The organism is Photobacterium carnosum (genome assembly GCF_002849605.1).
Taxonomy (GTDB): Bacteria; Pseudomonadota; Gammaproteobacteria; order Enterobacterales; family Vibrionaceae; genus Photobacterium; species Photobacterium carnosum.
In genome coordinates this window covers 19,177-31,496 of sequence record NZ_NPIB01000001.1, presented here as the reverse complement: position 1 = coordinate 31,496, position 12,320 = coordinate 19,177, and the positions used below count along the sequence as shown (strand labels likewise).

The 12,320-nt window shown below is 38.6% G+C and carries 10 protein-coding genes; 4 read left to right on the top strand and 6 right to left on the bottom strand.

Features of this window, described 5'->3' with window-relative positions; translation table 11 throughout:
• Positions 1 to 37 precede the first annotated feature (37 nt).
• On the bottom strand, positions 38 to 1,051 hold the full coding sequence (locus CIK00_RS00130) for a ribonuclease T2 family protein (protein WP_233426517.1): 1,014 nt from the start codon (positions 1,049 to 1,051) through the stop codon (positions 38 to 40).
• A 462-nt stretch (positions 1,052 to 1,513) separates the two neighbouring features.
• On the opposite strand from CIK00_RS00130, the gene CIK00_RS00125 reads away from it, so the two are divergent.
• The 3 genes from CIK00_RS00125 to CIK00_RS00115 all read left to right on the top strand — a co-directional run bounded on the left by CIK00_RS00125 (position 1,514) and on the right by CIK00_RS00115 (position 3,922).
• Positions 1,514 to 1,825: a hypothetical protein gene (locus CIK00_RS00125; RefSeq protein WP_101766913.1), complete on the top strand. Its 312-nt coding sequence runs from the start codon at positions 1,514 to 1,516 to the stop codon at positions 1,823 to 1,825.
• Between the two features lie 397 nt (positions 1,826 to 2,222).
• On the top strand, positions 2,223 to 3,098 hold the full coding sequence (locus CIK00_RS00120) for an ABC transporter ATP-binding protein (protein WP_101766912.1): 876 nt from the start codon (positions 2,223 to 2,225) through the stop codon (positions 3,096 to 3,098).
• Positions 3,095 to 3,922, top strand: a complete 828-nt coding sequence (locus CIK00_RS00115; RefSeq protein ID WP_101766911.1) for an ABC transporter — start codon at positions 3,095 to 3,097, stop codon at positions 3,920 to 3,922. Before CIK00_RS00120 ends, CIK00_RS00115 begins: the two co-directional genes overlap by 4 nt.
• A gap of 146 nt (positions 3,923 to 4,068) precedes the next feature.
• On the opposite strand, the gene CIK00_RS00110 is transcribed toward CIK00_RS00115, so the two are convergent.
• The 4 genes from CIK00_RS00110 to CIK00_RS00095 all read right to left on the bottom strand — a co-directional run bounded on the left by CIK00_RS00110 (position 4,069) and on the right by CIK00_RS00095 (position 10,151).
• Positions 4,069 to 4,272: a hypothetical protein gene (locus CIK00_RS00110; protein WP_036795050.1), complete on the bottom strand. Its 204-nt coding sequence runs from the start codon at positions 4,270 to 4,272 to the stop codon at positions 4,069 to 4,071.
• 333 nt (positions 4,273 to 4,605) lie between these two features.
• Positions 4,606 to 7,479, bottom strand: a complete 2,874-nt coding sequence (locus CIK00_RS00105; RefSeq protein ID WP_101766910.1) for an Hsp70 family protein — start codon at positions 7,477 to 7,479, stop codon at positions 4,606 to 4,608.
• A gap of 168 nt (positions 7,480 to 7,647) precedes the next feature.
• On the bottom strand, positions 7,648 to 9,483 hold the full coding sequence (locus CIK00_RS00100; RefSeq protein ID WP_101766909.1) for an Hsp70 family protein: 1,836 nt from the start codon (positions 9,481 to 9,483) through the stop codon (positions 7,648 to 7,650).
• Entirely contained in the window at positions 9,483 to 10,151 is a 669-nt protein-coding gene (locus CIK00_RS00095; protein ID WP_167388492.1) for a DUF2760 domain-containing protein, read from the bottom strand. Before CIK00_RS00095 ends, CIK00_RS00100 begins: the two co-directional genes overlap by 1 nt.
• A 476-nt stretch (positions 10,152 to 10,627) precedes the next feature.
• On the opposite strand from CIK00_RS00095, the gene CIK00_RS00090 reads away from it, so the two are divergent.
• A complete protein-coding gene (locus tag CIK00_RS00090) occupies positions 10,628 to 10,981 on the top strand; it encodes a YajD family HNH nuclease (protein WP_101766907.1) in 354 nt (117 codons plus the stop codon).
• A 140-nt stretch (positions 10,982 to 11,121) separates the two neighbouring features.
• On the opposite strand, the gene CIK00_RS00085 is transcribed toward CIK00_RS00090, so the two are convergent.
• A complete protein-coding gene (locus tag CIK00_RS00085) occupies positions 11,122 to 12,204 on the bottom strand; it encodes a site-2 protease family protein (RefSeq protein ID WP_101766906.1) in 1,083 nt (360 codons plus the stop codon).
• Positions 12,205 to 12,320: the final 116 nt, after the last annotated feature.

Genomic DNA, 12,320 nt, shown 5'->3' with positions numbered 1-12,320 from the left:
CTCTTAATAATGTCATAAAAACCAAATATGAGAATAGTTACTTTCCAGCGGCTTCAATATGTATTTTCTTATGACAATTACCGTAGAAGGGACGTCCTTTAGGTCCTGATTCAAGTAGTTCTTGGAGGTTACTGTTAACATTAAATGATTTTCCGATATTCAATCGTACTTCATTTAAGTATTTACCTTGGCTACAAGCTAAGCTTATACGGTCAACGGCATTTGCACCAAAGTGAGAGATAAGATTTTTCTTAAAACTGGCGGTTGAGACATTTTTACCAATATTGATTTTGATAAATTGACCAATCGCAGAGGCATCTACTTTTTCAACCAGTTTCGTTGCTGTTAAAAAGTAGTCATTAGCGTCGAGGTTTTGACAAACACCGTGTTTTTTCCACTCATATTCACCAAACTTTGTTTGGTAATAAAAATTGGGCATCCATGGCGCAATATCTTTTATTGTTGATACTGAAAGATCTAAGCGAGCATAGCGGTCACAATAGCCATATTTTGTGCCACAACTGGCTTTATTTGGCCATAACCCATGTAGCGTTAAATTAGTAATGTTTAATTTACCGTCATTAATTGCCGTACATTCAGGCTTATTACCTTTGTAGTTAACATGTTCACAAAATCCAGGTTGCCATGTTAATGCTAATACATATGAATCAAAGTCATTACGGGTGTCACAACTTTTTGATGACGCCTTGAATGAAGTAGAAGTCGATGTAGAAGATTTAGAGAGATCATCACTATTAAACTGTGTTGTACCACATAATTTACTGACCCAGCGCATTGCTGGAGATGCATTAGGAATAAGTATTTGTACCCAATCAAAATCTTTTTTATTAATGGATTTTATTGCATATTGTTTATTGTTTACTAGTTGGGTGTTATCAGGATTAGTTTGTTTACGAAAAGATTGATAAGCCTCACATTGGCCATTTGAAGTAAAGTTACCTGATGAATGAATTGATGCATTGGCAACAAAGCTAGATAAGGAAATGATATTACCGACAATAACGGTAACTAAAAGAGAATTAAGACGCACAATTTGCCTACGATTGAATGATAATTTAAGGCTAACTATAGTTGATTATTACACTTTTATTAAGGGGTATAAGGTAGGGCACAGAATAATTAGATGTGATGTTGTGCAAAAAATAGCGTCAAAAAAGAACATACATACGATTTAAAGTGAATAAATTGACGATTTTTTTAAATTAGTGTTCACAATAAAGCTAACTCAGAGTAATATTCACAGAAGTAGCGTCCCCTGTTACACGAAAATGAAAAGATCAATTATAATAAAAGAGTCTTTAATGTGAACATACTCACTTTAAAGAGTATTGGTAGGTAAACACCAATCTCATTTATTCATCTGAGGTTATTAATTTCATTTAGCTAAATATAGAACAATGTTAATTTTTATCATTAAGATTGTTTATTTTATCAATGCATGCTTAGCAATTTTCATGTTAAAGCAGATTTGTATTATTATCCGAGGTTATTAATGGACAGTTTCGCAGCTGCAGAAAAAGCGCTCAGTGCGATGTTAAAAAGTGTAGAAGCAGGCGGTGAAGTTAAAGAAGCCCGCGTTGACTACCGTCAAATTTTAATTGATTTTGCCGATGAAGTTCCAGGACGCCAAAAAGCAGTAATCAAGCGTATTCCCCTACAGAAAATAAATAATCTAATTGCTGTATTACACGAATTTAAGCAAGAATCTCGTCATTCTCGTATGATTGAGCTTTTAGCAATGATGGAAAAAGATGATGTATTACCACATGATCTTGTTATTAAAGAACTACCTAATCAAGCTTAATAGCGATATAAATCAATAATTAAGCCTTATATCTAATTATTTTAATATAATTATATTTATACTGGCAGAGTGTTTTAATACTATATTTATCGAGTAATTTCGATTACAGCCTTCTTATTTTAATATAGTAAATTGCATTTTTATATTGATCACTTATTCAGTATACAGAGTTCATTATATTGGCTCTGTATACTCTTGTTTGATCTAATGCTTTTAAATAAGCATATTATGCATGCTGTATTTTATCTTCAATATCTAGCCTTCCTATCATACATAGATCATAATTAAACGTTGTTTTATTTTAAATGTGCTATTTGGTAAGCCTTTAATTTATAAAGCGACTTGTTTATGTTATTAATAAATATTATTTCGATTAATTGATCATTAAGGATTTTATGTGGGTAATATAAACTGTGATGAACCTTTTATTAATGCTCAACACATTACTAAGTTTTATCGTAACAAAAAAGCATTAGAAAACATTAGTTTTAGTTTATCTAGTGGGCAAGTTATTGGTTTGCTTGGACATAATGGTGCTGGTAAATCAACGTTAATTAAAACGTTATTAGGAATGCATAGTTGCGCTGGTGAATTAAGTATTTTTGGTCTGTCACCTGAAAAACACCGTGACAAAATAGTTGAAAATCTTGCGTATATTTCTGATGCCGCCATGTTACCTGAATGGATGACGGTGAAGCAATTAATGGCATATACAACAGGTGTACATCTTAGCTTTGAACAACAAAAAATGCAGCAATATTTAGCTCAAACTAATATTAACATTCACAGTAAAATAAAAACATTATCGAAAGGTATGAAAGTACAGTTACATTTGGCGCTGGTAATGGCTACAAACGTCAATGTACTTATTTTAGATGAGCCGACTCTTGGACTCGACCTAATGTACCGCTCAACATTTTATCGAACGTTGATGGCGTGGTTTGCTGAAGGTGAGCGTGCATTAATTATCGCGAGTCATGAGGTTAATGAAATAGCCCATTTATTAACTGATGTTTTAGTGCTTAAAAATGGTCAAGCTGTATTACAAGCCTCTCTATCCTCATTGGAAGCGGAGTTTACGATATTATCTGTGAATGATGAGCATATTGTTGCCGCAAAACAATTGAATCCATTAACGGTTAATTGTCAATTAGGTCAATATCGACTTTTATTTGAAGGTGCTGATGTTTCTCAACTGGCATTGTTAGGGGATATTAGTCAACCTAGTCTTGCTGATATATTTTTAGCGAAACAGCAGGAGTCAATATTATGAAACAAAGCTATACCTTAGTAAAAAATGAATTATTAGAACATACAATCCTTATACGATTGCCGTTGTTTTTAGCGTTATTTGCTGCTGTATTAGTTGTAATAGTATTGAGCAATATTAATAATTTCTCTTTTAATATTCAAATGAATGGTATTGATGGTTGGCAACCACCGATGACATCATCATTTGCTGGTGTTATCGGCTCTGTGTCCTTTTTTATTGCTGGTATTGTGTCCTTACTGAGCTTTTTTACTTACTCTGCGAGAGCGCTCGCAAAGGAGCGTAAAGAGGGTAGTTTAGCTTTCTGGCATTCAATGCCGGTGAGTGATGGTAAAGCAATTGCTATTAAGATATTTGTGGCATTAATTATTATTCCATTATTGTCTTCATTACTATTGTTGTTTATCGATGTCACCGTATGGATAGTCGCTATGTGGGTTATGCCTGCCGATATGTTAGTAGAAAACTCACTTTCTTTGGCTGCGATGGGTTTACATTGGGGGCAGTTTATTTCAATGATGGCGGCGATGAGCTTAGCGTTATTGCCTATTGTTTGTATTATTTTTTGTGCTTCTCAGTTAACGGAACATCCATTATTAGTCTTGTTTGTTGCAATGACGCTGGTTAAGTTCATTAGTTACATGTTGTTTGACTCAATGGCGATAGGTGTTTGGTTAAACCGTGTCAGTAATTTGGCGTTTAATATTTTAACCAGTGAACACCCTTGGCAAACATTAGGAAGTGTAGGTTCGATAACATTATTTGGATTATTTATTATTGCGGTAGGGTTATTTAAGGTTAGTATTTATCTGCGGAGTGGTGATTAATTGTAACGGCTTAATATTTGGTTATTTAAAAGAGAATGCAGAGCTACATTCTCTTTTATTTTACTTTTGATTGAGCCATGATTATTTTATTTCATATATACATTCATTCAGTATATCGGCTCAATGATAAAGTCTATGTTTAATAATTAAGCTGCAGAAACAGACTCTATGTATTGTACTTCATTTTTATATTTACGAACATTACGAGATAGCGTGCCTTTTGGTAGCTCGTAACGCTTCTCTGCTTCGTAGCTTGATAGCCCATCAAAAACCACGGCTGCAACAGCAACACGCTGATTTTCTGACTTGAAGATACGTTGTGCGATTAAATCATATTGTGTATTAGTCATAGTCTTGCCTATTTAAATTTTTTGGAGTGGGATTATGGTCGTTCCAATACGTCCACTCAATGCTTGAAAAACGGTCGACCTGTTATCTATTATAACAAGTAAACAAATGCTGTTAGCAAGACAATAGCAATATGAACCTTAACAGAAGATTAATAGAATTATTTTTATTACTTAATTTAGACGTTAAAATGAAAAATTTTAATTTAAAGCCTATTTTTTTAGGTAAAAGGCCAATAATTACGGCTTATTTTTAAATAGGGAATATTAGATTGAATATATGTGGTGAAATAAAGGGAGGTGCGACCTCCCTTTGTTAGGTTATTTTTAAATTAATTAGCCAATAAGACGTAATCCATTAGGCAATGCATCACCAAACACCCGTTTCGTTTCTTCCTCTGTCAATATTTTGACCTCAGATACCATTTCGATCCAACTGGCAGGTGCTTTGCTTTGTTTTAACTTAGTAATGACTTGTTGGCGTAGTTCATCATTAATGTCTAATGTGCGATCCCCCGTCATTCGCGTCATCATTACCGCCGCAAAGCCAATGTATGATTCTTTACGCCAATCATAATTCATCAGCTCTGGTAAGCAGTAAGAGACATGCTCAGCTGACAATAGGTTATGAGCACTGCCATAAAATGGTGAACGGGTTGCAATACGACCAATAGCCCACCAATGCGCTTGTGCATATTGTGTTTTTTGTAGGCGACCAAATAACCACTCAATCAGCTGTAGCTTCTTATCAAATGGTAAGTGCTCTAAAGAGGCCGCTAAGCGTACCATGTCTTCGTAGCTACGCTCTTGTAGCTCTTTATTAAGCTTGGCGTTACGACTTGCGCCAGGCGTAATATACTTAGCAAGATCTTTATAGATAAGCAGTTGCTGCTCTTGGGTTAAACCGCCAGAGACGCGACGCCAGAATGTCCACCAATCACACCATGTTTGAGTATTGGTATCAAATTGAATGCCATGTTGGTATAGCGGCCAAATTTGTTCCATACGGTATTCATCAGCAGGGTAGCCAAAGCCAGGGCGCATAGTAAAGCCCGCGAGCTTTAACCAGTTACGTTCATGGAGATCCGAGCGGCGGCGGCGTTTTTTACTATCAAGTAATGCATTGGCAAGTTCACGTAAACACGGTGTTTCCCATGCATCACGTTTACCTAAGATTTTATCGAGATCATTACGCAGTGTTTTAACCGCTTTATTGTTATCGGTGGTTTTCGTCCCACCAAAGACTTTCTTAACGGCATCAATTGCTTCTGGCATTCTCGCTGGGAGTTCACTTTCAGCCAGAGTGCTATTACTGTCATCATTACCACGGTTTAAACGGGCTAAGTCTTTACGAATAGCAAATTCAACTTTCCAACGCTTGGCATTATCGGTAAGACTGACGGCTTCAATTTGCAGCGTACCCACTTCTGTTAGCTGGCAAGCCAATGTCACTTCTTCACGATCTTTTTGGTTCGCAGCCAGTTGGTCACGGTCACGATCACTGTCTAAGGTCGCAATAAAAGGCGGCAGGTTAATATAACCATCACCTAATATTTCAATCAGTTCACCGACATCGTGATGTTTATCATTGGTAGAAGAAACTAAGTTAAACCGTACTGGTTCACCTAATGTTAGTGCAAATTTACGGTGGGTTAGCGTGACTTCAATCCCTTCTTCAATCCCTTTAGGTAATAAGCAGATACCTTGTTTGGTGCCTTTATTTTCACCAATAGTTAAGAAGAACGAACGGGCTGAGCCACCACCAATTTTGAGTTGTGCGCCATGACGGGCTTTGGCATAAGCGACAGCACCAAATGCAACGGCTAAATCAGGGTGTAAGTTTTTCAGTTCAGTGACGGGAGTGCCACGCCAACGAGAGATAATATCTAGCGTACGCGCTGACAGTAGGGGGCTGTTAAACACACCACCATTGAGCAGTACGGCAACCGGAATTGCAGGTTGATCATCACTAATAACGATTGAATCTGGATGATGCAGGTTAAAATCATTAAATGCTTCACGGCACACATTGTCATGCAGATCAATAAACTGCGCGACATGCTTACTGATAGCAGGATCTGCCGCATAGGGAAGTCCAAACTCAACCATCGCCGCTTGGCGTTGATTAGGTTGATCAGTAAAGGCGGTGATAGGGAAAAAACCATCAAGGGCGATGCTATGCACTTCTTCACGGTTTAACTCAATACTTTTAGCACCACCAATCAAACGTGAGCCACTGCCGAGCATGGTCACTTTGGCGTTGTCTGGTGCATTGCCTGATAATAACTTTTCTTTCACTTTCCGCGTTTGCTGAATCAGCTTTGATAACGCGGCAGGGCTGAGTTTTTTAGATTCGCCATGTAATCGTTGTTCGGCAACGTGTGCTAATGCTAAATCGAGATTATCGCCGCCTAACATTAAGTGATCGCCAACTCCAATACGATCAAGGGTCAACTTACCTTCATCAGTGCCGACTTTGATTAAACTTAAATCGGTTGTACCACCGCCGACATCACATACCATTAATAATGGAATGTCTTTTAATAATTCATCGGCATGTTGACGGTTTTGAGCATACCAGTCATAACAAACCGCTTGTGGCTCTTCAAGGAGTAATACTTTTTGCAATCCAGCCAGTTCCGCAGCTTCTAATGTTAGTGCGCGTGCTGATTCATCAAAAGAGGCAGGAACAGTAATTACAACTTCTTGCTGTGCCAGTAAGTCATTTTTATGGTGGTAATCCCATGCTTGACGCACGTGGTTAAGGTAACTTGCACTTGCAATAACCGGAGAGACTTTCTTTACATCAGACGTTGAGGCCGTTGATGACCACGGTAGAATGGCTTCGTTACGATCAACATGTTGATGAGATAACCAACTTTTAGCACTAACAACTTGGCGACCTTCCACTTTTGCACCTAATTCACGTGCAAATTCACCAATAATCACACTTGGAATTTCACCTGCAACAGGTTCAGCATTCCAAGGTAATACCAGTTGTGTTGAATCCATTTCGCCTTCCGCGGGATGATAACGGAATGACGGTAATAGTGGTTTACGCGCAACTTCACCTGGTGCAATTAATTGATCAATTTCAAAAATATGCATTGGACTTGTTTCTAACGTATCTGTGATTTCACAATAAGCGACAACGGTGTGTGTTGTACCAAGGTCAATACCAACGAGATAACGTGGAGAAGATGAAGACATGCTGGCTCCATAAAATAATTGAGATGAGAACATAGCCAGATGAGAAACGTTTGATGTGTCAGTGTGTTGCGGGTAATAAATAGGTGAAAGCATACCCCTGACATGTTTCATTGGCTGGTGGATAGATAAATAAACGGCGCACTATAAAGTGCGCCGTTGTGCGAACAATTATGCTTCGCGGACGTCAAATTCAACTTGCCATTTCTGACCATTATCAGTCGCAATAGCTTCAAGGCATAACATACCTAATTCGGTCACGTGTGACGCTAGTTTGACAGGGATCACTTCACCAGCAGTACGACCTTTAGATACAGGTAGTGTCATTTGAATTGCTGGTAATTGTTCCATTTCTTCTGGTTGCCACCAATCAAGGTGCGTACCTGCAACATCATCACGACGTACAGTTGAACCAAAGAACTTAAATTGTACTGGCTGGCCGATAATCAAACCAAATTCCTGGCTTGGTACATCAGCTTGACTGCCTTCTTCCATACCAAAAGGAGCAACACATAATGCTTCTAGTGGCGGTTCCATACCAGGAATAGCAGGCATTGCACTTTCAATACCAACGTAGTAACTACTTGCGATACCACCACGAATACGTACACCTTTACCACGACGTACAAAACCGTAGTATGAAGCACCACTTGCAACGGCAAGATCAAGATCAAGCCCTGAAAGTAGTTTAGCTTCTGTAGAACCAGCTGTTGTTAGCCAGCCGTTAATCGTTGTTAAGAGACGATCTGACAATAATGAAGATTTAAGTACACCACCATTGAACAAAATAGCGGTTGGGCGAATAAAGCCTTCGTGCTGTTGTTCATATTGTGCAAAGAGTTCTTCAACTGCTTGGCTTTGACGGCTTAAGAAACTTGCTACATGGCGTGATACCGCTGCATCTTGTGCATATGGTAGACCCATTTGGGTTAATGCGCCGCGAGCTGTTTGTACGGGTAATTCTTCAATAGCAGTTTGAGGGAAGAAACCTTCAACTAGCGTTTGTTGAACTTCTTCTTGGGTTAGTTCAGTTTGTAATGTACCACCCAATAATTTAGAACCACGGCTTGGAACAACAATCGGCATAGATTGTAATTTCGCATCGTTCAGTAATGCTTCTTTCGCATCACGACATGCATGCGTAATAGCCAATACTTGCCATGGTTGTAATTGTTTGCCTTCTTGCGCAAGCTTCATCTTTAAACGATAAGCGAGAGCAAGATCCATGTTGTCACCACCCAAAAGGATGTGATCGCCAACTGCAACACGGTTAAGGGTTAAATTACCGTCTTCTTCAGTAACAGCAACTAACGATAAATCTGTCGTACCACCACCGATATCGACCACTAGGATGATATCGCCAACAGCGACTTGGTCACGCCAGTTATCGTCGTTATTCTTGATCCAGCTATAAACCGCTGCTTGTGGTTCTTCAAGCAGAGTCAGGTGCTTAAAGCCAACGTTACGTGCCGCTTCTGCGGTTAATTCACGCGCAGCAGGATCGAACGATGCTGGTACTGTGAGTGTTACGTCTTGATCACAAATAGGCGTTTCAGGATGTTGGAAATTCCACGCATCAGCCATGTGCTCAAGGTATTTTTGAGTCGCCTCTAATGGTGAGACTTTAATGACTTCTTCTGGGCTATTCAGTGGTAAGAATGCGTCACGACGATTTACGCCACCGTGGCAAAGCCAACTTTTAGCACTGGAAATAAGACGAATAGGGGTCTTACTACCTAAGTTTCGCGCCATTGCACCAACAATAGCATTGGGTTTTGCATTCCAAGGAAGTGCAGTATCACCTTCAGCTAGCTCTGATTCATGAGCTTGGTACATAAATGACGGTAATTGATTTTTTTCTTCCACATTACCAGGAGTGGTTAATTGTGGAATCGCCATTACGGTGACGTCAGCGTTTTCATTTTCAAGATCAACATAAGACAGCACACAGTGTGTTGTGCCTAAGTCAATACCCACGCTGTAGCGATGTTGTTGTGTTTCTTGCATTATAGTTCTACCTCAGCGGCTGCGATGATATGTACATCATGGCCTTCTGCCAATTTAGGCAATTTAACATTTGTCACTTTCCAACCGCGATGGATTAAAGTGCCATTAAATGGTGCTTCACCAACGACGTTACCCATTAGGCGTACTTCAGAGGCGTTAAATCCTTTGGGTAGGGTAATACGTGACTCTTCTTCTTCTGCACGAATAGGTGCGAAGCTAAAGTATTCATTAAGTACTTTTTGACCACCTTCATGAATAACACGAGCGGCAGCACCAATATCAGCATCAGCAAAGCCTTTAAGATCTTCTTTCATAAAATCAATAAAGCGTGCGTCTTGTTGCAAAAGTGACAGTAGCTGGAGTGCTGAATCTGGTGTTGATGTTTTTAGTTTTGGTTCAACTTCTACTTCAACAATTTTCTCAACAATTTTTTCTACTTCAACAATTTTTTCAACAGGTTTCTCGACGATCTTTTCAACGATTATCTCGACGGGTTTTTCAATCTCAACGATCTTTTCTACTTCAATCTCTTTTTCAACAATTTTTTCGATCTCAACAGGTTTACCTTTTTTCATTAGATACATTAACAAAAAGATCACTGCTAATGCGCCTAAGATTGCGTGCCCCATGTCGATACTCTTTGGCATCGCCGACAAATCTACGTGCATCGCTGATAATCCAGTGAGCATATTGGAAAAATCAAAAGCCATATTTGTTTACTCTTAGCGGTTAAAGGTCGATTCGTGAAACGTTCTGTTAGAATCAGCTTCAAATAATTGAATGAATCTTAGCATAGACCTTTTAAAAACGTGTTATCTATACAAGGTTTTATCTTCTAAAATCTTGAATAGAAGGTCTCTTCGCTTAAATTACAGTCAAAATATTAAGTTAAATACAATGAAGTTCTGCATGATTTTTAATGGAAAAGATTACCTGCTTTATATATGGAGGCAGTTAAAAACGATTTCAAGCTAACTGGTTGTATTAAAAGATCAACCGAGATTAAATTGTGATAGATACCTGAAGAGCTGAAACTTTACTTGAAATTTGTTGTTCGGTGATGGTTCAATACGGCAATTGGCAGTGAATTGCCTAAACGGTTAGAGAGACTAGCCGTTTATTTCTTTATAAAATAGGTCAAGATATGTCGTCTGATTATACTGGCAGCAGTGCCGCTTATGCTCGTCAAGAAGCGGGTTACCGTGAAAAAGCATTAAAAATTTATCCTTGGGTGTGTGGTCGTTGTTCGCGTGAGTTTGTTTATTCAAACCTACGTGAGTTAACCGTTCACCACGTCGATCATGATCATACTAATAACCCTCAAGATGGTAGTAACTGGGAGTTATTATGCTTATTTTGTCATGATCATGAGCATGAGAAATACACCGATGCTGATAATGGTCAGAGCAGTGTGATTCGTGCGGGTGAAGATGATCACCAAGCCGCAACGTTTAATCCGTTCGCTGATCTTAAAGCGATGATGGCGAAGAAAAAATAATGTGATTATTGTTAGGCATTGTTATTGATGCGTAGTTGATAATTAGGGTAGTGAAAAGCCAGTATTGCCTGATGAATCGTTGTTAGAATCGATCACAGGATGCTGGCTTTTTTAGTACTTATTTTCTATGTTTTTTACGATTACGTGCCTAAAATTTGTAGCGGTAGGCTAAGTAAGCTGTCACCTAAGCTCGCAAAATACGCAATAATACCTACAAAAGCAGCGACAAGGCTGATATACCATACGGTTGAGAAAATTTGACCGTAGCGATCTAATGGTAATAAATGACTTTGGTGACGTTGTCGCCATTCAAAGATGATTTCTAAACTGCCCATGATCAGTAGAAAACCAAATAATGTTAGCCCTAGGCGATAGCTTAAAATTACGCCTACAACAGCCGCTAATGCACAAGCAATAATACCTATCTTACTGTTCATTGAAAAACTAATGCTTTTTAGAACATGACCGCCATCGAGTGGTAAAATTGGCAATAAGTTAAACAAATTTAACAGCGCATTAAAGACGGCTAAGCCAGCAAAGAACATTTCCCCGGTGATCCAATAGGCAATCATGCACGCTAATGACATGATTAAACCAAATGCAGGCCCCATGATTGAAATCACCACATCTTGCCAGCGAGTATTAATTTTCTCGTCGCTTAATGCTAATCCACCCAAGAATGGAATTAAGTAAATACCTTTGGTTTTCATGCCAAAATATTTCATGGCACGAATATGACCGTATTCATGGAACACTAAACAAGCCAGTAATGCTAATGCAAATTGAATTGAAAACAGCCATGAATAAGCCGCGAGACTTGCAGAGGCGAGAACGACTTTAATTAATTTAGCACTTTTGAGTGCTTTCATGCCTAAGGATGCTAATCCAATGAAGCTGAATCGTTTCTCTGGGACGATCACTTGTTGTGGTTGCTGACGTTCAATATCTTTGTCATTACGCTCACCTTGTACAATCATTTGTTGATCTGCACTGGCTTGATAATGAATCAAAAATGGTTGCCAACTTAACGTACCATTAAGCTGACACTGAATAGTCTGTTCATTATTTGATAACTCAAACTGATGTGTAAATTGATCAGTATCAGTTGGCGCTGCTGCAATTTGAGAGACGAGGGTATTATCCCAAAATAATTGTTGCCATCCCGCCATTGAGCCTTCAAGTCGCAGGGGCTTACCTAAAAAATCGATAGCCAATAATTCCAATGCATTATCCACAAAGTAAAAAAAGATAAGGGGATTATACGGGAAAAAGCAGAATGGACGAGTCTATGTTACGGGTTGTTACATATTACACATTATAAGATGTTAGAATTTGGATT